Here is a 25,823-nt window from a genome sequence, read left to right as displayed (position 1 = left end):
AAGGGGTGGTATGAATTGAATGAAAAAATCTTTTTTCGTTTAGTAAAGAAAATTGGGTTGCCGATATTAGTTTTTCTAGTAATATCCACTCTAATATTTCTATCGTTAAATTTTCTATTAAATATGTCAGTAGAAATTTTTCAAAAGACGATAGGAACAGGTTCCATTTTTGAAATCGAGGAAATTAAAATTGATGCAACAATGTTAACAGCTTTTCCGTTTATAGTTTCATCAGTTTTAGTCTACGTTGCAATGTTTATGTTTACAGTTGCTTCGGGTTCATTTCTAGCATTTAAAGTATTTAATAGTTTCGGAAACCTAAAAAAAGACCAAAAAGGAAGTGCTCGCTTCACTACTTTTGATGAAATTCAGAAACAGTATCGGGAAGTACCAGATAGGGGAAAACGCTTTGAAGGTGGGGGGGGTGTCCCAATAGCACGTTATAAAGACAAATTGTTTATAGATGATAGTCCAGTAAATAACATGATTATAGGGACTACTCGTTCAGGGAAGGGAGAAACATTTGTATTTTCAGCCATTGATATTTATAGTCGTGCAGCAACGCAAGCCAGTATGATTTTAAATGATCCAAAAGGAGAACTGTATTCAGCTTCAAAAGATACGCTAGAAGGCTTAGGGTATCACGTTGAGGTTTTGAATCTGATGAATCCAAACCAATCAATGAGTTATGATTTGCTGGAAATAGTAAAACAAGAGTTTTTACTAGAAAACTATTCACAAGCGCAACAATATGCCAGGTCATTGTCTTTCATGCTATATCATGATCCAAAGTCAACTGATCAAATTTGGTCGAAAGCGTCTACAAATCTTTGTACGGCTCTAATACTCGGTTTATGTGAAGTGAACAAGAAAACACCTGAAAGAGTTACTATGTACAATTTAGCTTTAATGTTGTCGGAGCTTTCATCTAAAATTGTTCAAGATGAAAATGGGGAAGATGAAGAAGGTCTAGTTGAGTTTTTCAAACAGTTTCCCGCAAATCATCCTGCAAGGCTACAGTTCGCTACTTATGAAGGCGCTATGGGTGCAACTAGAGCAAGTATATTAATGAATACGACGACACCATTAGGAACTTTCACTTTAGAGGGGATTGGAAAGTTAACTTCTCAAAATAGTTTAGAAATGGAGAAGATAGGATTTAACCATTGGATTAGGGGAACGTCCAAACCTTTAATTAGAATACATTTTGTGTTTTCTAATGGGAAAAGTGGCAGTGTGAAAACGGATGATAAAGGTTATTTCAATTACTATCATGATAACCATTTAGAAGTCGGGGAGTCTTTTGAAGTCATATTAGATGATCTAAACTGTAAAGAGAAAACGATATTTACAGTTGAAAGTATAAGCGATAGTGGAGAAATGACCTTTTCATATGACACAGATCTAGTAAAGGTGTCTTCTGGGGTACAATTTGAAAAACCGATAGCCGTCTTTATGATAGTTCCAGATTATGATGAAACATTTAACATTATAGCTTCATTATATGTAAAACAGCTTTATACGACATTAGCAAGGGCATCATCGAACGTTGCTTCAGGTAAGTGTTTTCGGGAAGTGATTTTTGTACTTGATGAATTTGGAAACATGCCACCAATTGAAGGTATGACAAATATGATTACTGTCTGTTTAGGTAGAAACATACGATTTAATTTAATTATACAGGCGTATTCGCAACTTGAAAGCCTCTACGGGGATCAGTGGAAAACGATAGATGGGAATTGTGGTAACACGCTATACCTACTGACGGCAGACGAAAGCACAGCCGAAATAATATCAAAAAAGTTAGGGGATGAAACAATTTTAACGAAATCTCGTTCAGGGCAAACAATATCTTTTAACAAATCTAAAACTGAAAGCGTGGATTCAAGGAGATTAATGACGTCCACAGAGGTAATGGGGTTAAAAGAAGGTGAAATGATTGTTATTCGTGTCATTAAACGACAAGATAAAAAAAGAAAGAGAATAAAACAATATCCAATCTTTTTAACGGGTAAAACTGCTTTGAAGTATCGCTGGGAATACCTATCTGATTTTTATGATACAGATAAATCTATAAACGATATTGATATTCCATGTACCCACGCAACGACAGATTTAACAACTTTACAATCTGATTATATCCTAATTGATCACAATGAAAAACAACCCCCACTGGAAAATGCAGCTGATGAAAATAATGAATTGCTTCAAAATGATTCAGATGTACTTGTTAAAGAGGTAAAGAAAAATCAAACGGCAAATAGACAACAAAAAAGAAAAGAAGAACGATTGAACGCGAAAATTAACGAACATGTAAAAACATCGCAAGTCATTGCTAAAGGACTGTTACAACAGGCATTTAACAATGATATTGAGAGTGTGGAGCGATACTCCGAAATGGGGATATTGGAATTTAGAGATATAGTCTTAGCGAATAATCAAAAAGTTAAAGATAATATGTGTGCTATTATGTTATCGAAAATTGATCATGCCCTTGAACAAATTGGAAATGAAACTGAAAAGGAGCGTACCGTTAAATGAATAATACATTTGCATTAATCGACAGGTTCATAATTTCTCGAAAAGAGTTACTAGAAAAAGGTGAAACTTTATATGTGCAAGTCAATGATGGCTATCTTTCAATTCGTAATGAAATAGACGAAGCAACAAATTCACAAAAAACAGTGACGTACTTTTCAGAATTTGATGGAGTTTTGCAAGTTTCTATGAAAGAGGTATTTGAAAAGGGCGTGAAAAATGAAGGGAATGATAGTTAATGATCAAGAAAACAGGATTCTTATTCATATTACTGTTAGCAGCAAGTATTTCATTGGTTGGTTGTTCTTCAAATAATAACGCTTATTTTAAGCAAGTAAATATTGATGAAGCCAATAAATATTTCGAAGGAAATCAAACCGGATTCGTCTTACTAGTAACGGATAATGACGAGTATTTTGTTCCAACTGTGGAGAGATTAGCGAAAGAAAAAAAGGTCGAAGTTGTAATGTATAACCCATATCAATCTGATGGAAAAAATGATAATAAAGGTACTTCAATATTCCCGAACTCTAGTGAAATTAAAGGTGATGCAATGTACTATCTTGAAAAAAATGAAGTGACGGGCGAACTATCAATTAATAGTTACACAGATTCCCAATTGGCAAAGGAAGTTATGAACTTCATGGATCTTCATAACTGATTGAAAGAGTCAACGTTATTTGCCTTTTAAAAGGAGTGATTGAAAAAGTATGAACAATGATGAAATTATATCAACCCTTGAAAAATTTAAGGAGTTTTTACATGTAGGTAGTATATTCAGTGATCCATTTCGATGGATTGGCTGGGTACTTGTAAAAGGTCTTGCGTATATTTTGGATGGATTAGAAAAAGTGACAGATGATGTTTTATTAATTAAAACCTTTTTTAAAAATGATGAAGTGGTGGCGTTCGTTTCTACGATACGCCCTTTTTTGTACGTTCTTTTAGCATTTAGTTTGCTGTATGTAGGCTATTTATTGATTTTCCAGAAAAAGTTCGATAGGGAAGGCATAGCAATTAATTTATTTATCGCATTAATCGTTATAGCGTTGCTAGGTACTGGTATGGAGAAAACAAATGAATTTACAAATGCAGCGATAACAGCAATCGGTAACGCTCAAATATACGAAGAAGAAGAGGGGACACTTTCCGATAACATATTATCGAGAAACATACACGACTTGGTGGAATTTGATATAAACGGATGGTCTACTATTGAATTAGATAGACCGAATACAATTCCATTAGACATGATTGGTGGAATCGGCATTACAGAAAAATTGGATAGTAGCCGTAGCGAATTAGGTTTAACTACCTCAGGAAAGGATTTATCTAAAAAACAGTTAATCTGGGTAGCGAATCAAAAAGACTTATCCAAATTTGATCAATCAGGCGTGGAGTGGAATAACTCTTACTATTACAGGTACTCCTTAAATTGGGTAACTTTGCTGACAACAATAATCGTTATGGCTTTCACTTTATTTTCAATAGCATATAAGTTGGCTCGTTTATCATTTGAATTAGCTTTCAATTATATATTAGCGATTATTATTGCACCAGCGGATATTCATGATGGGCAGAAAACAAAGAAGATATTACAGTCAATCCTAAATACTTTTCTAGTTATCATCTTGATATTTTTATCCATGAAAGTTTACATGATTGGAACAGTATTTATTGCTGACCAGTTAAGTGGATTAGCGTATTTAATTGCTTTAATCGCCTTTTCGGTAGCTGTTGTGGATGGACCAAATATTGTTGAACGTTTATTTGGCATTGATGCAGGGCTTAAAAATGGTTGGGGTGTGCTTGCAGGTGCATATGCAGGAGGAAGAATGGTTGCAGGTGTTGGAAAAGGTCTTTCGAATATAGGGAAAGATGGAAAAGAAAAGAGTTCAAATACTTCATTGTCGCATGTTTCAGGTGGTGCTAGTGGAGAAAAGCCACCCTCACCAAATGATGCAGAAAATGAATCTGGCCAAGATAAAAAGAAAGATAGTGCTAGTATAAACGCTGCTAATGCAAGTTCATCCGCAAGTGACAGTTCTGATGAAAATAATCCCCCCTCACCAAATGATGTAGAAACTGATAACACTAACACGGGAGATACTACGAGTAGCAACTCAAACGTTTCACAGCAATCAGAGCCAACAAAACCAGGACAAAGAAATCAAATAACAGCGCCATCTCCAAATGATGTCGAGGGACTTTCTACAATTACTGGGGCAGGCAACCCACAAACTACAAGTAGTTTTAATTCTGCTGGAACGGAAAATATTGCTGACAACGCAACAAGTGCTCAAGATAATGTTCAGGGAAGCACAGCAGGCTCGCAAACAAATATTGGTAGTGGCACTACACAAGTACCAACAAATCAACCTAGTGGAACAAGTAATTCACAAACTACAAGTAGTTCCAATGCTAGACAAACAGCGAATGTTACTGAGAGTTCAACTATAACGACAGACACCATCGTTTCTAACGATGTTCAAGAGGTTGTCGGTACTACAACGACTTTCACAACAAGTACAGGTAGTGGCACTACACAAGCGCCAACGAACCAATCTGGTGGTACAAGTAATTCACAAACTACAAGTAGTTCCCAGACTAGACAAACAGCGAATGTTGTTCATGATTCAACTGTAATAGTAGATACTGATGTAACTAATGTGATCCAAGAAGTTACAGGTGATTTCGAAGCACATACAAGTGATAGGGAGTCAATCAATGGCAATGAATCAAATGATCGAAAACGTCCCAGAAACTACACTATAGAATGATGAAAATCAAAAAAATAAAGAAAGGATGGTCACTAATTATAGTGGTCATTCTTTTTTATTTTAGGAGTTGAAAAAATGAGAAGTTATAGAATTCCAAATGAAATTTCAACAGAATTAAAAATAAATAAAATGCTCTATTTGTTTGATTTGCTTTTTATTATCGGGTTGATTGTATTTCGAATGATGGCATTACCATTCATTCACTCGTCACTTACAATCTATTTCACAATATTTTTAATTGTTTTTGGTTTATTCATGATTGTTCGACCCACGACAAATCCACAAAAAAGAATGTTTCACGCTATTTTGTTTGCACTAGTTAGAAAAAAGGATTCTTATAGCGCAATTGATTATGAAGGGAGTGATAAATAGGTATGGCACTGTTTAATGAGAAAAAGTATAAAAAGAGAAAAGTAATCAGTAATGATAATGCAATTATGAATGAAAAAAATATGATGTCGCAGCAAGAAAAAAAGGGAAAGAAGAAGAAAATAATATCTTCTTTTGCTGATATTGTACCAATAGTCGATATTGCAGAATTTGATTTTCTTGAAATGAGAAACGGAGAGTTTATGGAAATTATCCAAGTAACAAGCAAAGACGTTTATTCTTTGAATGAAAATGATAAAGATAATGACATTTTTTCATTGGCTTATTTGTTCCAAGCTTTTATTCCAGATATTAAATTAGTGCCTTTACACACGCCTGTAAATTTAGAACTGCAAAAAAATAATATTGTTCGTAATATACGAAAGTGCAAAGAACCAGCCTACATTCCTTTTTTAGAAAAAAAGCTTGCGGAGCTTGAATTTATCGAAGAATATCGAACAAACAAGGAATATTTCTTCTTTATCTATGGTGATAGCGTGAGAAATCTTCAGGAGCGAAAAGTACAACTGAAAAAACTATTGGCTAGAAGTAATCCCATTGTCGAATTAGATATATCAAAAAAAATCAATGTTTTATACCAACTATCTAATCTTAATTCAAAGCCGAAAATCGACTGACAGAAAGGAAGTAAAAGACATGCTGAATACATTGACTAAAGCATTCAAGAAAAAAACAGATGAAGAAATAAAAGCAGAGAAAGGATATAATCCGTTTCTTATATCGCAAATGCAAACACAAGGTGGAATTAACTTTAAAGCAAATTATATTCGTATGGGAGATGGTTATGTATCTTGTGTTCATGTTTATAAGTATCAAACACTCGTTAATGATTTTTGGCTTGAACAATTAATGGGCATTGAAAACACCCTTGTAACACTTGATATTTCGACAGCTAATAAACGACAAATTATAGAGGATATTAATAAATCAATGGCTGAACAAGATACTCGTTACGTCAATGCAAAAGATAATGTTGATCGAATTAACGCCCGTGAAAGCTATGTTGAATTAGATGATTTATACAACCAAATAACAAAGGGAGAGATCATGAAGCGTGTACATTTAAGGGCATTTGTAAAAGGACGTACACTTGAAGAATTAGAGGTTCGTGTCAAAGGCGTATTAGAGGAATTAGAAAGCTTGAACTTTAGAGGTGCTGTGTTTATTAACGAACAGGAGTGGGAGTGGGAAAGCCTATTTACAAGCTATACAAATCAATTAGACTATGTGAATAAACGTAAGGGAAAGGAAATGTCTTCAACAACGCTTGCAGGTGGATATCCATTCCACTACACCTTTTTAAATGATGAATACGGGACCTATTACGGCACAACCGAAACAAACGGTAGTGTCGTTTTTGATTTATTTCATAGGGACAAAAACCGTAAGTTTTTTAATGCTTTAATGATTGGGAAAATGGGTTCTGGAAAATCTACGTTATTAAAAAAGACGGTTTTAGATCAAGCAATAAAAGGTCATAAAATTAGAATCTTGGACGTTACGGGTGAGTTTTCAGAAGTGGTAAAACAACTGAATGGGAAACAAATTGCTCTTGATGGTTCAGAAGGGGTTATTAACGTTTTACAGGTGTTTAAAACAGTCACTAATGATGATGGTTCAACAAATGAAACTCTTTCATTTACTCAACATTTATCAAAAATGAGCGTTTTTTATAACTTTATTAATCCTTCTTCTGATCGAAATGAAGCGACAGAATTTGAAATATTACTAAGGAAACTATATGTGGATCGGGGAATGTGGTCGGATAATCGAGATGAAGTTATCGAAATAACAAAGTTTAAAGCCGATGAGTTTCCCATTTTAACGGATTTACTTGACCTAGTAAGAAAGGAATTATATATAGACTTCGGAAATAAAAGACGACATGAGAATTTGGGGGAAGAAAGAAAGGTTCGACTAGCAAATATTGAATTGTCCTTGAAAAATCTAGTAGAAAACTACGGCAATATTTTTGATGGTGTTTCGTCTATTGATAACTTTGATGATGAGTTAGTCGTATCTTTTCCTTTACGTAACCTTACAAACTTAAAGCCAGAGATTTATCAAGCGCAGATATTTAACATCATGAACATGCTGTGGGATGGAATGATTGTGAATGGTTCTAGCCAATTCAAAGCTTTCAATAAAGGGAATTTAGAATTTGGCGATGCAACGCGGTTTTTAATAGTCATTGATGAAGCACATCACTTAATCAATACGCGTGATATTTCGCAGCCAGCGGTTCTTTATTTAGAAAGATTTATGCGTGAGGCTAGAAAGTATTTCGGTGGTATTTTCTTTGTATCTCATGTTATTTCAGATTTTGTTCCTTCTGGATCAAACAGTGAAAATGCTGAGAATGTAAAGAAGCTATTTCAGTTAACGCAGTACAAATTTATTGGAGAACAAGATGCTGAGTCAATGCCAACGATACAATCTGTATTTGATGGTCAGTTGACAGAATCAGAATCAAGAATCATTCCAACACTTGAAACAGGAAAAGTTGTTTTGTGCATTTCGGGATTTAAAAATTTAGTCTTTGAAGTTGATGTATCTAAAGCTGAGCTATCTATTTTTGGTGGTGGAGCTTAATGACAAATAGTTCTGTAGTGAAAAATACAGCGAAAAAAGTTGCTACTAGAATGGTTTTAAAGAAGATGAACTTGGCAACTATTAAAATCCAATTGATTATTTTAGCAGTTATATTGGGCTTGCTTTTAATGACTGTAATAATAACAGGACTAGTTTCAATTATTAGTGGTGGAGAAGAGGATTCACCGTCTGTAATTGGGGCAGGTCAAGCAGTCGTATCGGCAGAGGTAGCACAATATAGAAATGCAGTATTTACGGAATTAAGTGTACATGGATTAAGTGAGTATACAGAGTTAGTTCTGGCGTTAATGATGCAAGAAAGTGGGGGTAAAGGTAATGATCCAATGCAGGCAAGCGAGTCCTATTGTGGGGAAATTGGTTGCATAACTGATCCGCAATTGTCGATAGAAAAAGGGGTATTGCATTTTAAGAACGTTTTAGAAAGTGCAAATAAAGACGTGAAACTAACATTGCAAAGTTATAACTTCGGTGGAGGTTTTATTGACTATGTGTTAAAAAACGGTGGGGCATATACAAAGGAATTGACCATATCTTTTTCACAAATGATGTATGAGAAATTGAAGCAAACAGGCATATATAAATGCCACAGGCCTGAAGCAATTGAACACAATGCTTGTTATGGAGATATCGCATATGTGGATGCAGTATTAAAGTATTTGCCGTCCGCTGTAGAAAGTTCAGGAGTCCTTGCAGGAGGTATAAACTCACCATTATCTATCGGATTATTAAAAACTTCTTCATTTGGTTGGCGACTTCACCCGATTGAAAAAGTACCAAAACTACATGCAGGAATTGATTTGAATTGTAATCTATCCAATTCAATTCATGCTGCTAAAGATGGAACGGTTGTTAAATCTGAATTTCATGGAAGTTTAGGTAACTATATAAAAATTCAACATTCACCAACAGACTTTACAACGTATGGTCACATGAGCAGGCTCGATGTCAGTGTCGGTAAAAGTGTTGTTTCAGGGCAACAAATCGGGATGTGTGGAAGTACTGGGGGATCAACAAATCCCCACCTTCATTTTGAAATCCACACCCAACTATGGGGGGGATATATAGATCCTGCTTCATATTTAGGACTATAAGTTTAGGAGGACTAAAATGTTATTTTCCAAAAAGTCATTCGTATATTTTCTAGCAATAACATTACTATTTTCTTTAGTAGCTAATGTGTATGTTTTTTCAAAAAGAAGTAAAATAAATGAAAAATTAACTGAGCAACTGGGTAACTATGTAATCGAAATCAAAGATATTAAAGAAGAAAATACTGATTTAAACAAAAGAATATTACTTACAAAGAACCCCAAGGATTTAGAAGATATTTCAGAAGTAACCGAATCAGAAAAAATAGAAGATAGCCTTATTAATGAGATAGATAGCACAGTCAAAAGATTTGTAGAGTACAGCTTTAATACCAATCCAGACAATTATGTTGATAGAAAAAAACTAGCTAATAATTACATGACAGATAATTTGTTTGAAACGATATATACAGCAGATGGCGTAGAGGAAAATGCTCAAAAAGTTAAATTGGAGACTGAAAAAGTAGAAGTATTCATAAATAATGAAAGTGATGAAGTCATTGTTTTTTATACGTTGGAAAAAGAATTGATTCAATCTGGCTTTAAAGAAACGGTTCAAAACTATATAAAAGTTGAAGTTGTTAAAGAAGATAATGTTCTAAAAGTTTCGAAGATAGAACCTTTAGTAATGACAGAGGGGGGATATTAATTTTGAATAAAAAACGAAAGAACTTGAAATTAAATCTTTCAAATATGTATATCTGTTTAGCAGCAATTTTTATATTGGGTTTTATGTTTTTTGGAACCTCTAAGTTATTTATAGCTGAGGAAATTCCAATAAATCAAACGGAACTAAACACAGAATTTGATTTAAGAGCAAACGGGAAATTTAGCATAAATTCCTGGGTATATGATGAGAAATTAAATCTTATGGAAGTAATACTGGTGACAAACGGTATGAAAGATTTCTCAAATAAATTAGACTTCACATCTGTTTCAAAGAAGAATTTAAAACAAGAAATGCCCGTTAAGGTAGTGTTTAACGATAACGAAATTTACATTTTGCATATTAATAAAGTACCTAAAAAGTTTGAGCAAGTTGCTATAAGACTGCATAAGTCAGAAAAAGATATGCTAGATGTTTTTGTGGAAGATAACGAGAATGAGAATGAAAAAATTGTATCAACAGTTTATGCAGATGAAAGAAAAGTTGAAAGAGGATCAATAGAAAAAAAGGATAATAGAAGTTATTTGGTTCAGGTAACTGAAAACTTAATTGATAAAACGAAAGAACAAAAAGAAGAAATTATCCAAAGAATAGAGATTATTGATTCATTTATTGAAGACCTAAATGAAGAAATTAAAACGCTCAAAAAGGATCTTTTATATCAAACAATGGATGAACAGATTGAAACAAATAATATGATATACCGTTTAGAACGTGATGTTGAAATGAAAAAAAAGGATGCTGAAAACCTGCAACAAGATATTAAAAATATGGATTCAAAAGTCGAGCGATTGAATCAGAAAAAGCGAGATGTCAGCTATTAAATAAGGGTACAAGACTGTACCTTTTTTGTTTTTTTAGTAGGTACAAAACTGTACCTTTTTCAAAGAAAAGTGATATCACCCAAACACTAGGCTCTGCCTAGTATATCGCTGAAAGTGATATCAGTTTCCCCTTATGCTCTTTCTAACTAACCGTGTAATTCGCTACCAAATAACAGAATACTGTTATATAATTAATGAGAGGTGATAGTGTGGATCTGATAATCCGAAATCTAAACCCAGCAACCGTAAGGAAGTTAGACGAACTTGCTAAAAAAAACGATTCTTCAAGACAAGAGTATTTGAAAGAACACTTCGAATCATTTGCGGTAAATGATTTACACAGCAGCTTAATCGACAGGTACGAAAAACAACTAGAAGTAAACACCATGTTGCTAGAAAAGAGTGCAGACCAGATGGAAGAATTGGTTACGATGTTCAAGGAACTGATGTTAGTTGAGTAAATCACCAGCTGTAGTAATAAAATCTCAATTCAAAACAAATGAAATCGGTAAATCAAGTACCTCTTTTAAAAACTATATAAATTATATGGATCGTCATGAAACACATACTCAAAAAAATGATTTTGAAAGCTATCAAGATTATATGGGGAATGAGGAAAAATCAACTGGATTATTTACGAATGAAAAAGACTTTTTGAGCAAAGAGGAAAAAGATAAATACAAAGACATTTTTAAAAATGCACAAGAGAAAGGAAGTGTCTTATGGCAAGATGTTATTTCCTTTGATAATGATTGGTTGAAAGAGATGGGCGTGTTAAATGAACAAGGAATTGATGAAAAAAAGTTAAAAGAAGTCACACGTTCCTCTGTAAATGAAATGCTTAAAAGTGAAGGGCTTTTGGATAGCGCATTATGGACAAGTGCCATCCATTACAATACAGAAAATATCCATGTTCACGTTGCAACAGTGCAAACAAAAAACTTTCGGGAACGTGGCAAGAGAAAGCCCTCTTCAATTAATAAAATGAAATCAACTATTGTTCATACAATGATGGATCGTTCAAAGGAAAATGAAGTATTAAATGACTTTATACGAAACAAATTAATTAAAAATAAGCAAGAAGATAAATTAATGTCACTCAAAAACAAACTTGTTAACCCGGACTTAATTAGGCAATTTCAAAAAATCCATTCAATGTTGCCAGAAGATAAAAGACAGTGGAAATACAATATGAACGGCATTAAAGAAATTCGGCCAGAGATAAATAAGTTAACAGACATGTACATTGATAAATATTTCAAAAAGGAGTTTGACGAATTTAAAAATCAGTTAGATAAAGAAGTAGCAATTTACAAAAGGACATACGGAAATAATTCTAAAGCCGAAAACTACCGTGATACAAAAATGACTGATATGTATACACGAATGGGTAACACCATTCTAAATGAAGTAAAAGAATTTGATAAAAAGAAAAACAGCTTCCCGACAAAAAACGATAAGATTAATTCATTTTATGTGAAAAGGGAAATCAATAGTTCCATGTTTCTTATGAATAGATATATGAAGGATGATTTACAAAATATAAAGAATCAAAAAGCATTTCAAGAGCTACAAAGAGAATCAGGATTTGAAAGGTAGGTGATATGTATGTTGGATGAAAAGAAACACTATCGCCACCGATTATCTGACGAAGTGGCTAATTATATTAAGGACTATGCAGTTATAAATGGGCTGCCGTATCACAGTAGTAGTGAAGCTCTTGAAAAAATAATTAGGGAGCATATGAAGATTAATAAGGAAGTTTTTAGTCTTGAATATATTACGAAAACTGTTACTGAAAATGTAACGCAATCTGTACAAGTCGCATTGCAGAAATCAATATCAAGAGAGATTAATAAGGTTCGACTTGGTACGAATAATATTGATCGAAATACTCAAGTCTTGATTGAATTGGTGCAAGGGCATATGCAGATGCAAAACTTAGAACACATCATAACAACGGATATTATGAAGCCAGAATTTTTAATGGCAGTTGAAAATCTGATTCAAGAGAGAATTACAAAACAAAAGCAAAGAAAAGATACTTAACTAAAAAAGGAGAGAAAAAAGCATGAGCGTATTCCACGAAAATTATACTCTAGGTTTGATTAAAGAAGTCGGAGAAGATGATGTTTTATTAACAGTAAATAACATTGATATTGTTGTTCCTTTAAGCGAAGGAAATAGGCAAGCAGTTTTAGATGCTGTGACAGAAGGTGTGTTTTTAATTCCATACGACAGTAAAAATAACGAGTTGCTAATGACGGTGGAAGAAGCAATTTTATATGAAGCATTCCCAGAAACAGCACTTGATGAATTGAAGGGTGCAACAGAAGATATTCCTGAGGAATAAAAAAGGGGTGCTGAAAAGTGGGTGACAGAGTGAGTAAAGAAGAAATTCAGAAAGCTAGTGACGTTCATATTTTGGACTACCTAAATTCAAAAGGTGAAAGTGTAATGAAGCAAGGTAAGTATTATCGCCATGCTGATCATGATTCATTAATTATCAACGAGAACGGTAAATGGTATTGGAATAGTCGTAGTGAGGGTGGACATGGTTCAATAAGTTTCGCTAGGTCTTTCTATGACTTATCTTTTCAAGATGCTGTGCGTGATGTAAACGGTCTGTCAATCGTTCGGGATTACACAAGAGATGTAAATAAGGAAGAAGCAAAAGTCTTTCAATACCCATCGCAATACGAAGTAGCCACACAAAAAAATATCAGACAATATTTAGTTAATGAACGAATGATAGATAAAAGATTAGTTGATTCGCTTATTAAAAATGATTTTGTAGTCGAGGACAAATTAAAAAATTGCGTGTTTAAATGGAAAAATAGCGAAGGTGAAATAATCGGTGCGGATAGACAGGGTACTGTGAAAATGGACACTAAAAGAGGTTATTTTAAACAGATTTTAGCAAACTCAAAAGAAGACGGTGGATTTCGTGTTGATGTTGGTACACCAAATAAAATAGCTTTATTTGAAAGTCCGATTGATGCTATTTCTTACTATGAATTAAAAAAACCAGAGAATATCCGTTTACAATCCATGAGTGGATTGAAAGATCAAACTGCTACAACAGCTATTAAAGAGTTGATTAGGGAATGCCATCAACGTGATCAGAGCCTTGAAATAGTAATTCTAGCCGTTGATAACGACCAAGCAGGAAAGACGTTTACAGAACGTTGGAGAGACCTTTTAAAAAATACTGAACATCATAAACCCGAATTAAAGGATTGGAATTTAGATTTGCAAAAAAGAAAAAAAGAAAAAGTCATGAAGAAAGAACGAGAAATTGAAATGGAAAGGTGATTTATATGGCCAAGAATTATAAACCCAAAACAGCAGAAGAATTAGCCAAGGAAATTAATGATTTAACAAAGGGTATGGAAGATAAAATTGAGTCATACTTTGTTTCACCTGAAAAACTACAAGAACACTTAGAATTTATGTCTACCTTTCATAATTATTCGCTGCGAAACATGACCTTAATTGACGACCAATTTAAAGGGGCAAGAGCAGTCGGGTCATTTCAATATTGGAAAGAAAAAGGGGCATCTGTACAGAAAGGTGAAAAAGGAATTAAGGTTTTAGTTCCTACACCCGTTCAATATTTTTCTAGAAACAATAAACAAGTTCAAGTGAAATATGCAACACCAGATGAAAAGAAAAGAATTGCTAATGGTTCAATTTCAACTGAAAGGAAATTGTTCTTTAAAATTGGTCATGTATTTGAATATACTCAAACTAACGCTCGTGAAAAGAGCTTAGAGGTTTCGGATCTTTTTAGTAACTACCACCGAGAAGGTACGGTTGAAAATGATAAAGAGTTCATGCAGGCGTTTGAAAAATTAGCCGATAAAGTCGGAGTGAAACTATTAGATGAACCTCCCTTTAACTATGAATTTGGTACAGCAAAAGGTGGGTTTTTCAGGGACTTAAATGCAATAGCTTTAAATCCACGTAATACAATGGCTGACAATATTCCTGTCATGGTTCATGAGTTAGCACATGCTGAGTTGCACAGCAATGAGAGCAACAATGGGCGTGGTAAAGAATTATCAACGAATGAAAAGGAATTTCAAGCCGAAATGGTCGCATATGTAGTTGGTTCGCATTACGGAATTGAAATGGAGAAGTTTTCAGTTCCATATTTAGCAGGATGGACTAAAGATGCAGGACTTCAAGATAAAGAAAAGCTATTGAATGAAGTGAAGAAAACAGCAAGTGAATTCATTGATGTTATTGATGGACATTTTTCTGGAATTGAACAATCAAAAGAACTCAAACAGGATAATTCACAGGATACAATGATGCTAGTTGAATATGGTTCACTTTCAAATGCAAGCCTACAGGAAGTATCGCTTGATGAATTAAAAACGGTTGTAGCTACTCGTATAGGACAGTATCCAGTAGAAACACAAGTTGGTTATAACGAAAAGTTAAAGGAATTCTTCGTAGCCGAACAATTCACTGATAAAGCTGTTGAATTAATTAATAAAGAAATGGATTCGGCTTTTATAGTCTTAGATAAGTCCGAAATTGAACAACCAACCATGCTTGTCCAGTGGTCAGAAAGTGATAAATTCCAATCCAATGAATTAATTAGATTTAGTGAAGCGAATGAACGATTTGCAGAAGTATCTAACAGCAAAGAAGAAATGGGTTACTACAAAACACGTTATCATGTGTTAATTCCAGATGATGCAAAGGTTGAAATGATTAATCCAGACCGTCATGACATCGGGGATGGCTATTACAAAAACGCATACCAACAATTGAATGCAGAACTTAATTTAAAACCAGCACATCATGATGCTTTATTAAGGGATATGGCGATCCATGCCCACGAAAAAACAAATGAGCCACAATTATTAATTCGTGATAGATCAACTGGATTTGAAAGTTTTGGGAAAGTTAATGCTACGGATTTCTATGGGCAAGATACCAAAAAAGAAGACATAAAATATACTGCTGTTTTTATGGAAGAAGAAAAACTACAAGTAGTTCATTCATCTTTTGATTCTAAACAATATGCACATCCTCTACACCATATCGAAAAAGAAAAGTTAGTTAGTCCAGAAAGCTATAAAATACTTGAAAACAATTATCATGAAGCACTATTCAAACAAGAATCTACAGATTTTAAAGAGATTTTACCACGAATAAAAGCTGAACTTAAAAAAGAGGAAAAAGAGCAACAAAAAAATAACACGCTCGGAGTGGGAATGTGAGGGCGATAAAAAATGAGACTAAATAAAGAACAAGAATCCATTCTTAAAAGTTTGCATTTTTGGCGTAGAAATCAATTAGTCGCAAAAAAAGATAATGATGTAGATGAAATAAAGAAAAGTGACAGTGCAATAAAATATAACTTTGAAAAAGCTGATAGAAATAGCATTCCCTTCCGAGTACAAAATAATGTGATTAGACATGCGGAGGACAATGGAAATGAAGATTTTAACGATATGAAGTTTGAAAAAGAACATAATCATACTATGCAGATTAAAAATATTGAGGGTATTAGGGATGTAGATGAACTTGCTACAATCGTTATTACAAATGGCGTGAATGGAAAAGAACATGAATTGTCGGTTTGGGCAAGTGATGCAGAAAACAATGAATTAGCACCTTATTATGTGTATATGAATATGCCTGGGGAACTTGATTTTGAAAATAACGATACCTATCAGAATGCTTTATCTAACAGCTTATTTGACGGTCAACTATTCGATATAATTGAACAAGACGATGAAATTGAAACAGTGATTGGTGATTACCATGACGGAGTTTGTACTGAATTTAGTTTTGATATTCCAAATGAAAAACTAACGATGAGTTTGCAGGAAATAATTATAGATGAGGAACTGGCTGATATTCTTATTAAAAGTGAATGTGATTTACTAGAAAAGAGTGATCTAGTTGATTTCGGAAAACTCGTAGGGAATGACCTCCAAGACCACGATTTTAGTTTTGATGAAGGCTTGAAAAAATCGTTTGATAATACACTAGCTAATAATGGTATAGCAAAAGAGGAAATACCCCATTTAAAAGCAAGTTATAAGTCATTGAACATAAAAATTGCTGATGATTTTTCTACTAATAAAAAGCCTTTAAAGCAAGAGAAGGAACAAGTTTTGGAACGATAATTCAAGTGAACTATGGAGTGCTGCCAAATTTCTTCTTGTTTGGCCAAACGGTATGATTTAAAACAGAATACTATTGTGGTGTATTTTTTTTAGTTACCAATAACAGTATTCTGTTTAAAAGCTCAGAAGGAGTGTTAAAATTAATGACTCGATTTTATTTATTGGCTGAAAAGCCTAGTCAAGCGAAGGCATATGCAGAAGCGTTTACAGTTGCAAAACGTGACAAAACACATATTGAATTAGAACCTTGCAGCACGTTTCCAGAGGGTGCTGTAATAACGTGGGGAATCGGACATTTAGTATCGTTAAAAATGCCGAATGAGTATAAAGAAGAATGGAGTAAATGGGATTTAAAAAATCTCCCAATCATTCCTGAACGCTTTGAATTTAAGACGAATAAAGAAAAGCTATTGCAGTTCAATGCTATTAAAACCTTGTTTAATGAGTGCCAAACAGGTGAAAAAATATGTCTGGTCAATTGTGCAGATATTGATAGAGAAGGCGCCAATATCTTTTATTCCATTTACAATATGACGGGTACCAAGAATAAAAATATTAAAAGGTTATGGATTAACTCACTCGAAGTTGAAGAAGTCCGTAAAGGTTTTAATAATTTACTTGATAATAAAAAGGACTTATTAATGTATGAGGAAGCCAAAACACGACAAATTGCTGATTGGTTAGTGGGGATCAATGCAAGTCAGTTGTTTTCATTATTGTTGAATACATCGCTCTCTGTCGGACGTGTTCAATCGCCCACAGTGTATATGATTTATCAAAGACAAAAGGAAATTGAGAACTTTGTATCAAAACCCTTTTATGAATTGTTCGCTGAGTTTACTCATGAAAACGGCACATATAGTGGCAAATCTCAGATGAAAGAAGATAAAAGGGGAACAGTTATAGACCTATTAAATAGGCATGATTTATCAAGCTTAAAACATGATAAAGCTACAATTAAGGATGTTACCAAGCAACTAAAAAAGATAAAATCACCACAGCTACATTCGCTATCTACATTGCAAACAAAAGCGAATAGGCTATGGAAATACAGCCCTGCAAAAGTTTTGGAAGTCGTGCAAACTCTTTATGAGAAAAAGATCATGACATACCCACGAACTGACTGCAATTATATAACTGAAAGTGAATTTGAATACTTGTCGAATAATGTCGGAAAGTATCAGTCATTATTAGGTGTTTCATTTGAAGCTAATTTAGAAAAAAACAAACGATTTGTAGATAACCAGCAGGTACAAGAGCACTTTGCCATTGTTCCTACAAAAACGACCCCAACGGAAAGCACTTTAAGTTCTTTAACAGAAGAAGAAAGAAACATTTTTTACGAGGTTTTAAAAACTACATTGGGAATTTTTCATAGCGATTATGAATTTGAAGAAACTACTATCGTTACAGATGTTAAAAACATTGAATTCCTTACAAAAGGGAAGGTGGAGGTCAGTTTAGGGTGGAAATCACTCTTTTCGAATGAAAAAGATGAAGATGAACCAAAAACAGACTCCGTAAAGGTGCTTCCTAGCGTTTCAAAACGAGATTTAGTGTTATCTTCCTTAGAAGTTAAAGAAGGTCACACAAGTCCTCCGAAACCCTTCACAGAAGGTGGATTAATCACCTTAATGAAAACAGCAGGGAAAATGGTCGATGATGAAGCAGATAGCCAAATACTAAAAGAAATTGAAGGAATCGGAACAGAAGCGACTCGCTCTGGAATTATTGAAACGATTAAAAAGAATGATTACATTCATGTAAAAAAGAATATTGTTTCTGTAACCGATAAAGGAATAATTCTTTGTGAAGCAATTAAAGGAAATTTATTGTCCAGTCCTTCAATGACAGCTCAATGGGAAAGTTACTTAAAAAAGATAGGTGAAGGAAAAGGTTCAATGGAATCATTTCTCGCAAATGTTACAAAGTTTTTAAACAAGACAATAGATGAAGCACCGAAAATGATTAAATCCAGTGGAGTGTCGCAAGCAATAAAACAACAACAGCAATCTATAACTGTTGGAACTTGCCCTGTTTGTAAAAAAGGTGGCATGGTTGATCGAAAAACATTTTATAGCTGTAGTGAATATCAAAATAACTGCAATTTTTCTGTTTCAAAAACAATCGCAAGTAAAAAACTTACTCAAAAGAACATAATAGATTTACTAGAAAAAAGTGAGACATCTAAGATAAAAGGATTTAAAAGCAAAGCAGGTAAACCCTTTGATGCTATGCTTGTGATTGAAAAAGGAAAAGTTGGATTTAAGTTTTAAACCAGCGATTTCCACAAGAATTACCACACACTGCCAAGGAATTTAGCTATGGGTTACTAGCAAGAAATACAAATATACGAAAGATAAAAAAGCCTAATTCCTCCGTTTTTTAACGAGGAATTAGGCTTTTGATCTACCGCAAACGCGCCCGAGTGCTGAAGAATATCAGGTTAATATAGAGCTGTCTTTATAATAAATTATGTTAAAAATTGGACGTAGTATCGCAGCATGATTGCTCCTGCTTTATTGGCGTTAAATTGGCACTGCATACGCCTGTTTCTGGTAAGTCCAGTTCTACTCTTTTAGCAGATTCATAATCACCTGTCAGATAGGCCACTATTGAACGAACTTGTTCATATCCAGTCGCCATTAGAAAAGTAGGTGCCCTTCCATAACTCTTCATCCCCGCTATATAAAAATCTTTCTCTGGCTGTCTTAATTCTCTTTCACCATGTGCACGCACAGTTCCACAGCTATGAAGATTTGGATCTATTAATGGAGCCAGTGCTTCGATACTTTCTGTAGCTGAGTCAATACGTAGTCTAACTTCGTTTAAGAATGTGAAATCAGGACGACTTCCAGTATTAACAATCAATTTATCTACGCCATCAATCGAAAGACTTTCTCCTTTAAATTCGCCGATAATTTTTAATGAATTGGCTTCCTTCAAAACTGTTTGAACCCTATACGGTGTATAAACTTTAACTTTTCCCGAATCCACTAATTGATGAATTCTCACGCCTAATTCTCCTCGTGCTTCAAGCTCATCTTTCTCTTGACCACCATAGGCTTCTTCTACTTTGTTTTTACGAAGTATCCAAACAATTTCATTGGAATTGTCTGCATTCAGTTGAGATAGCTCCAAAATTGTGTTTATCGCAGAGTGACCACCACCGATCACAGCTACGCGTTTACCTAGATATTTTTCACGATCTTTGCCGTTAATGTCCGGAATTCCATAGTGAATATGGCTTTGTAAGGATAATTCTTCTCTAGTCCATACACCGTCAGCGTTTACAGGGTTTGGTTGTCCCCATGTTCCTGTTGCGTCTATAACTGCTTTCGCTTCAATTCTTTCGGTTACACCATTTTGGTCAACATAAAGAATGAACGGAACATTTTCTCGATTTACGGATTTCATTTTATCCAGACCTTTTTTGCTAATAGATAGCACTTTGGAATTCAAATGGATACTTGGCTGAATTTCAGGTAAGTTAGCTACTTTCTCTAAGTAATGCTCAACCAATTCTTTGCCCGTTGGCAGCTCATCAGGGGAAGGTGCGTCCCACCCATGCTTTTCAAGTAACTCCCGTGCCACTTTGTCAACATTGTATTGCCAAGGTGAAAATAATCGAACATGGCCCCACTGAAGTATATTGCTACCGACGCTTTTGCCAGATTCTAAAACTAAAAACTTTTCACCTGACTTCGCCAAATGTGCAGCTGCAGCTAACCCAACTGGACCAGCACCAACGACAACAACAGGCAATCGACTTTCTTCTTTTACAGAAAAGTCAATTTGCACAGGTACAGTATTAGTTGAACAACAATTTCCACCATCTACTTTTCTATTTACTTGTTCCTTCATTTCTTATTCCTCCTCAGAAAAAACAGAAAATCTATTTCATGATCTATTTGTTTTTTAACAATTGTTTGGCGCACCAACCATGACAAGCCCGGGTTGGCCACCCTTTGATTCAAAGTCTAAAGTCAAACTGGTTACTAGTTCTTTAGCTTGCGGAGCAACTGCAACTTGCACATCATTAATGACAGAAATCACATCTGACTCTTCTGGCATATCAAGGGATAAACCTATTTGCGGCCCACAACAACCGCCCTCGACAGCATAAACCCGAAGCCCTTTTGCTTGCTGCTGTTCCAACATGGATTGAATGTATTGTTTCGCTTCATTCGTAATATTCATGTTTAGTTCCTTCCTTTCCCATCCATAATTTTGCATCGTGGCATTTTTTATGCGTCAATAAATTCTTTCAAACTATCATAGCCTATCTTTTCTTCATGCAACCAAGGGATTACCGCACATTTCGATGCTAATTCTTCTTTAACCTTTTTAATCCACTCAATTTCAGCTCGTGCACGCCCTTTTAAGACAGGATCGATTGTATCCGTTGCGTACAAGCTTTGATTAATGACCCACCACTTCGGATCAATCTGTGCTCGTTTGAGGTCTTCTTGTAATCGTGCTGCTTCTAAGACCGGTGTTGCTTCGGCTAATGTCACAATAACCACACCAGTTTCTGCTGGATTTCGCAAACGCGGAAGAAGCTTCTTCACACTTTCTGGTACATCACCAGTCGAACGGCTCATTTCCTTATGATATGCTTCCGTAGAATCAAGCAATAACAATGTGTGTCCGGTTGGAGCTGTATCAATCACAACGATTTCATTTTCTGACTTCTCAACTACATCCGCAAATGCTCTGAACAAAGCAATTTCTTCTGTACATGGCGATTCTAGATCTTCTTTCAAATAAGCAAGAGCTTCTTCGTCCAATCCTTCTCCTGCAATCGAAAGCACTTCCTGTTGGTACTTTTCGACTTCAATTTCCGGATTAATGCTGCTAATCGTCAAATTTTCTCTCAAAACACTACCTTCAAACGTATAGGCAAGATGGGCTGCTGGATCTGTTGTAGTCAAATGAACCCGATGACCTTTCTCAGAAAGGCCGACCGCAATCGCAGATGCAATTGATGTTTTGCCAACTCCACCTTTACCCATTGTGAAGATTACACGTATGTTTTTTGATGAAAAATCATCTATTACTTTGCTTAAGCCCGGAAGGCGAATGGTTTCTTTATTTGCAGCTTCATTCCCCATTACAGTCACAGGGTTATGACTAAATAAGTTCCTAAGATTATCCACTCCGGTTAATGAATACGAAACAAATGGAAGTGAAAATGTGGCAATATCTTTTAATGTGTCTGGTATTTCATTCAATGCATTACGTTGACGTTCGAAAAATGCAGTTGATACTTTATCCTTTGAAATATGTGTCTGAAGAAGCCCATTAATGATAAGCAATTGATTTTGAATCCCAATATCTTTCAAGTCAGAAGAAGCTCGGTTTGCTTCAACTAAAGAGGACACATCCGGTCTCGAAACCAAAATCAGTGTGGTTTTTTCTGGATTAGAAAGAGACTCAACAGCTTTCGCATATAATTCCTTTTTCTCCCCAAGACCTGAAAGTGGACCCAGGCAGGAAGCACCGTGTGTACTTTCATCTAAAAATCCGCTCCAGGCAGTAGGCAACTGTAACAGACGCAATGTGTGCCCGGTCGGCGCAGTATCAAACAATACGTGATCATATTGATTTAACACATCTTCATCGGATAACAGATGAGAAAATTCATCAAATGCAGCAATTTCAACTGTGCAAGCACCGGATAACTGTTCTTCCATCGTTGAGAGAACCGAATCTGGCAACTTACCTCGATAAGGACCGACAACTTTGTCTCGGTATGTTTTCGCAGATGCCTCCGGGTCAATATTACACGCGAATAAATTATTTACGCTTGGAATAGCTATTGGATCATTCGTCAATTCTACATCGAGAACATCCTGTAAATTTGAAGCAGGATCGGTACTTACTAAGAGAACTTTTTTTCCTTGATCGGCGAGAGATACTGCCGTCGCACAAGCTGTCGATGTTTTACCGACACCACCTTTTCCTGTAAAAAACAAAAACGGAGTTAGTACGGCTTTATTTGGATTGAATAATGGATACATGGTCATTCCTCCTTAGTTATCAAACTTGACTGAAACACGTACGCGTGGTTTTTCCTGTAGTTCAGCTGTCTTTACATTAAGCCATCCTGCTAACTCTTCGTTTGTCGGATAGGCACCCACTTTTACAACCTCATTATTCACAAGGATCAACGGAAGAGCATCTGGACCTTTTTCAAGAAGTACCTTATTCACTACTTCATTGTCTACAAATGCCCCTGGATCATTCCCAAGATTATAGCGAGTAATATCAAATTTCTTTTGTTCAAGTGAATAAACAGCCGATGCGACACGCGTTAATTCTGGATCAACACCTGGTCCGCAGACACCAGTTGAACAACACATTGCAGGATCAAATATTTCAACTTTTTTCATCATTAACATCTCCTTTATTAATATATAACTATATCCTTATATGTCTTTCACAAGGAAAGCCGAGATATGAATCCACGGCCAATTTTACTTATTCACCTGTTTTAGAGAAACGTTCAATTCTCGCACCAATTTCATCGCGTACACGCTGGAAGAACGCCCATTTCTCTTCATCCGTTCCTTCTGCTTTTGCAGGATCATCAAATCCCCAATGCTCACGTTTAATATGAGCTGGTGTCATCGGGCACTTATCATCAGCATCCGCGCAAAGCGTAACAATAAAATCTGCATTATTTAAGATTTGTTGGTCAATAATATCCGAAGTTTGATCCGTAATGTCAACACCAGCTTCATTCATGGCTTTAACAGCACTTGGATTGACCCCGTGTGCTTCAATTCCCGCACTAAGAACTTGCCATTCTTCACCAAGATACTTTTTACCCCAGCCTTCAGCCATTTGGCTACGACATGAGTTACCTGTACATAAGAAATATAGTATTTTTTTCGACATAATAAAAATCCCCTTTTTTGTGTTTTATTGTATGAATGATAGCCATAAATACAGTCCGATTAGTGTAATCAGAAGTGTAGGGACTGTTAAAATGATACCAATTTTAAAATAGCTACCCCAAGAGATTTTCACACCTTTTTGAGACAGTACATGCAACCACAATAAAGTGGCTAAAGAGCCGATTGGCGTTATTTTAGGACCTAAATCCGACCCGATGATATTTGCATAAATCAATGCTTCGCGAATCGGCTCTGTTGTATTTGTTTCCGATATTGCTAAGGCGTTAATCATAACGGTGGGCATATTATTCATAATCGATGATAAGATTGCCGCGATAAAGCCCATCGAAATCGTTGCTACAAAGAGTCCTTGATTCGCTGCCACTTGTATGACATCAGCCAATACACCGGTTAAGCCGACATTACGCAATCCATAGACGACAACGTACATTCCAACAGAGAAGAAAACGATAGCCCAAGGTGCCCCCTTTAGCACTTTCTTTGTTTGAACAGCAGGACTTCTTTGTGCCATAATCATAAAGAATATGGCCGTAATTCCAGCAATGATAGAAACAGGAAGCCCTGTAAATCCACTAGAGAAATACCCGATGAGTAACATGCTCAAGATCACCCAAGACAGCCGAAACATCTTGATATCCTTGATAGCATCCTTCGGTTGTTTTAAATCTGCTACTTCATAGTTTTTAGGAATACTTTTACGGAAGAATAGCAGCAACACCAAAATACTAGCAACTAAAGCAAATAAATTCGGGACAATCATTCGAGATGCATATTCGACAAAGCCAATACCGAAAAAGTCTGCGGAAACAATATTGACTAAGTTACTCACGACTAACGGCAACGAAGTCGTGTCTGCAATAAATCCACTGGCAATAATAAATGGGAAAATCATTTTTTCATTGAAATTTAAATTTCGTACCATCGCGAGCACAATTGGCGTTAGTATAAGGGCAGCCCCATCGTTTGCGAACAAAGCTGCAACGACTGCACCTAGAAGACTGACGTAAATAAACATGCGAATACCGCTGCCTTTAGCTAATCTGGCCATATGAAGGGCAGACCACTCGAAGAATCCAATTTCGTCTAAAATCAATGAGATGATAATGATTGCGATAAAGGCGAGTGTTGCATTCCAGACAATTCCTGTTACGTCAATGACGTCCTGAAAATTGACAACGCCTACTAACAACGCAATGATCGCACCAATACATGCAGACCATCCAATCGATAAATTTCTAGGCTGCCATATAACAAAAACAAGTGTAATTACAAAAATTAATGATGCGATAACAACTGAAGTCATTGAACTTTCTCCTCCCTATTCACAACAAACTCGAAGTCCTTGTGCTGTTAGTTCAGTAATCGAGTCGGTTTGTTCAGGAAGATGTTCAAGAATACTTTTGACAAATGGATAATCTTCATGACTTTCATTGATGGAGAAGAAAATCCATTGTCCTCTCCGTTCTTCTTTCACCAATTTAATATCTCTCAGTTTACGCAAATGCTGACTAATAGCAGGCTGACTCATTTTAAAAATTTCAACAAATTCACAGACACAGCATTCGTGTGACTTGAGTAACTTCATCATCGTCAAACGAGTTGGATCTCCGAGCAATTTTAATAATTGTGACGCACGATGAATGTTAATCGTTTCTGTCTTATTCATCTATCATCCCTCCGTTTCATAATCACTATATAAGCATATGCTTATATAGTCAAGTGTGTTACTTTGGAATTATATTGAAATAATAAACAACTACTTGCATAACGACTGTTTTTTGACGTGGATTATTTAGTAAATGAGCATCAATAAGAAAAGACAAAAAGCTGATTCTTCACGGGTCAGCT

The 25,823-nt window shown here is 35.2% G+C and carries 25 protein-coding genes; 18 read left to right on the top strand and 7 right to left on the bottom strand.

The genetic code is table 11. The annotated features are described in order from the left end of the window. The first annotated feature begins 15 nt into the window (after positions 1-15). The 18 genes from ACFSFY_RS00190 to ACFSFY_RS00105 all read left to right on the top strand — a co-directional run bounded on the left by ACFSFY_RS00190 (position 16) and on the right by ACFSFY_RS00105 (position 19,328). Positions 16-2,541, top strand: a complete 2,526-nt coding sequence (locus ACFSFY_RS00190) for a VirD4-like conjugal transfer protein, CD1115 family (RefSeq protein WP_381535131.1) — start codon at positions 16-18, stop codon at positions 2,539-2,541. Next, positions 2,538-2,777 (top strand): hypothetical protein, encoded by a 240-nt coding sequence (locus ACFSFY_RS00185; RefSeq protein WP_381535128.1) that lies wholly within the window; start codon positions 2,538-2,540, stop codon positions 2,775-2,777. Before ACFSFY_RS00190 ends, ACFSFY_RS00185 begins: the two co-directional genes overlap by 4 nt. Beyond that, on the top strand, positions 2,777-3,199 hold the full coding sequence (locus ACFSFY_RS00180) for a hypothetical protein (RefSeq protein ID WP_381535125.1): 423 nt from the start codon (positions 2,777-2,779) through the stop codon (positions 3,197-3,199). Before ACFSFY_RS00185 ends, ACFSFY_RS00180 begins: the two co-directional genes overlap by 1 nt. Positions 3,200-3,248: 49 nt before the next feature. Next, positions 3,249-5,318 carry a pLS20_p028 family conjugation system transmembrane protein gene (locus ACFSFY_RS00175; protein ID WP_381535122.1) on the top strand — a complete coding sequence of 690 codons (2,070 nt, stop codon included), beginning with the start codon at positions 3,249-3,251 and terminating at the stop codon, positions 5,316-5,318. Positions 5,319-5,393: 75 nt separating this feature from the next. Beyond that, positions 5,394-5,690 carry a DUF5592 family protein gene (locus ACFSFY_RS00170; RefSeq protein ID WP_381535119.1) on the top strand — a complete coding sequence of 99 codons (297 nt, stop codon included), beginning with the start codon at positions 5,394-5,396 and terminating at the stop codon, positions 5,688-5,690. Positions 5,691-5,692: 2 nt separating this feature from the next. After that, positions 5,693-6,325 (top strand): hypothetical protein, encoded by a 633-nt coding sequence (locus ACFSFY_RS00165; protein WP_381535116.1) that lies wholly within the window; start codon positions 5,693-5,695, stop codon positions 6,323-6,325. Positions 6,326-6,344: 19 nt separating this feature from the next. After that, positions 6,345-8,300 carry a VirB4 family type IV secretion system protein gene (locus ACFSFY_RS00160; protein WP_381535113.1) on the top strand — a complete coding sequence of 652 codons (1,956 nt, stop codon included), beginning with the start codon at positions 6,345-6,347 and terminating at the stop codon, positions 8,298-8,300. Further along, on the top strand, positions 8,300-9,412 hold the full coding sequence (locus tag ACFSFY_RS00155; RefSeq protein ID WP_381535112.1) for a lysozyme family protein: 1,113 nt from the start codon (positions 8,300-8,302) through the stop codon (positions 9,410-9,412). Before ACFSFY_RS00160 ends, ACFSFY_RS00155 begins: the two co-directional genes overlap by 1 nt. A 16-nt stretch (positions 9,413-9,428) precedes the next feature. After that, positions 9,429-10,058, top strand: a complete 630-nt coding sequence (locus ACFSFY_RS00150; RefSeq protein ID WP_381535109.1) for a hypothetical protein — start codon at positions 9,429-9,431, stop codon at positions 10,056-10,058. 2 nt (positions 10,059-10,060) lie between these two features. Continuing rightward, a complete protein-coding gene (locus ACFSFY_RS00145; RefSeq protein WP_381535106.1) occupies positions 10,061-10,900 on the top strand; it encodes a hypothetical protein in 840 nt (279 codons plus the stop codon). Between the two features lie 209 nt (positions 10,901-11,109). Next, positions 11,110-11,361 (top strand): hypothetical protein, encoded by a 252-nt coding sequence (locus ACFSFY_RS00140; RefSeq protein WP_381535104.1) that lies wholly within the window; start codon positions 11,110-11,112, stop codon positions 11,359-11,361. Continuing rightward, positions 11,354-12,499: a MobP2 family relaxase gene (mobP2, locus tag ACFSFY_RS00135; RefSeq protein ID WP_381535100.1), complete on the top strand. Its 1,146-nt coding sequence runs from the start codon at positions 11,354-11,356 to the stop codon at positions 12,497-12,499. The genes ACFSFY_RS00140 and mobP2 overlap by 8 nt, the downstream gene beginning before the upstream one ends. Before the next feature lie 12 nt (positions 12,500-12,511). Beyond that, complete coding sequence (locus tag ACFSFY_RS00130; protein WP_381535096.1) at positions 12,512-12,949, top strand: hypothetical protein; 438 nt, start codon at positions 12,512-12,514, stop codon at positions 12,947-12,949. Positions 12,950-12,971: 22 nt separating this feature from the next. Further along, complete coding sequence (locus ACFSFY_RS00125; protein WP_381535092.1) at positions 12,972-13,253, top strand: hypothetical protein; 282 nt, start codon at positions 12,972-12,974, stop codon at positions 13,251-13,253. Positions 13,254-13,282: 29 nt separating this feature from the next. Beyond that, on the top strand, positions 13,283-14,215 hold the full coding sequence (locus tag ACFSFY_RS00120; RefSeq protein WP_381535091.1) for a DUF3991 domain-containing protein: 933 nt from the start codon (positions 13,283-13,285) through the stop codon (positions 14,213-14,215). A 5-nt stretch (positions 14,216-14,220) separates the two neighbouring features. Then, positions 14,221-16,137 carry an LPD25 domain-containing protein gene (locus ACFSFY_RS00115; protein WP_381535088.1) on the top strand — a complete coding sequence of 639 codons (1,917 nt, stop codon included), beginning with the start codon at positions 14,221-14,223 and terminating at the stop codon, positions 16,135-16,137. A gap of 12 nt (positions 16,138-16,149) precedes the next feature. Beyond that, positions 16,150-17,052, top strand: coding sequence for a hypothetical protein (locus ACFSFY_RS00110; protein ID WP_381535085.1), 903 nt, complete (start codon positions 16,150-16,152; stop codon positions 17,050-17,052). Positions 17,053-17,195: 143 nt separating this feature from the next. After that, positions 17,196-19,328: a type IA DNA topoisomerase gene (locus ACFSFY_RS00105; RefSeq protein WP_381535082.1), complete on the top strand. Its 2,133-nt coding sequence runs from the start codon at positions 17,196-17,198 to the stop codon at positions 19,326-19,328. A gap of 202 nt (positions 19,329-19,530) precedes the next feature. On the opposite strand, the gene ACFSFY_RS00100 is transcribed toward ACFSFY_RS00105, so the two are convergent. The 7 genes from ACFSFY_RS00100 to ACFSFY_RS00070 form a co-directional block, all read right to left on the bottom strand. Further along, entirely contained in the window at positions 19,531-20,916 is a 1,386-nt protein-coding gene (locus ACFSFY_RS00100; protein WP_381535079.1) for an NAD(P)-binding domain-containing protein, read from the bottom strand. Between the two features lie 54 nt (positions 20,917-20,970). Further along, positions 20,971-21,252 carry a HesB/IscA family protein gene (locus ACFSFY_RS00095; protein ID WP_381535076.1) on the bottom strand — a complete coding sequence of 94 codons (282 nt, stop codon included), beginning with the start codon at positions 21,250-21,252 and terminating at the stop codon, positions 20,971-20,973. A gap of 47 nt (positions 21,253-21,299) precedes the next feature. After that, a complete protein-coding gene (arsA, locus tag ACFSFY_RS00090) occupies positions 21,300-23,075 on the bottom strand; it encodes an arsenical pump-driving ATPase (protein ID WP_381535074.1) in 1,776 nt (591 codons plus the stop codon). Positions 23,076-23,087: 12 nt separating this feature from the next. Then, a complete protein-coding gene (gene arsD, locus ACFSFY_RS00085; RefSeq protein ID WP_381535071.1) occupies positions 23,088-23,447 on the bottom strand; it encodes an arsenite efflux transporter metallochaperone ArsD in 360 nt (119 codons plus the stop codon). 88 nt (positions 23,448-23,535) lie between these two features. Next, complete coding sequence (arsC, locus tag ACFSFY_RS00080; protein WP_381535068.1) at positions 23,536-23,955, bottom strand: arsenate reductase (thioredoxin); 420 nt, start codon at positions 23,953-23,955, stop codon at positions 23,536-23,538. 24 nt (positions 23,956-23,979) lie between these two features. Next, positions 23,980-25,278, bottom strand: a complete 1,299-nt coding sequence (locus ACFSFY_RS00075) for an arsenic transporter (RefSeq protein WP_381535065.1) — start codon at positions 25,276-25,278, stop codon at positions 23,980-23,982. A gap of 15 nt (positions 25,279-25,293) precedes the next feature. Next, the gene (locus ACFSFY_RS00070; protein WP_381535063.1) at positions 25,294-25,641 is read right to left on the bottom strand and encodes an ArsR/SmtB family transcription factor; all 348 of its coding nucleotides are present in this window, start codon (positions 25,639-25,641) and stop codon (positions 25,294-25,296) included. Positions 25,642-25,823 lie beyond the last annotated feature (182 nt).

Source organism: Sporosarcina siberiensis (assembly GCF_042681925.1).
In the GTDB taxonomy this organism is placed as follows: domain Bacteria; phylum Bacillota; class Bacilli; order Bacillales_A; family Planococcaceae; genus Sporosarcina; species Sporosarcina siberiensis.
This window is presented reverse-complemented; position numbering and strand designations above follow the sequence as displayed.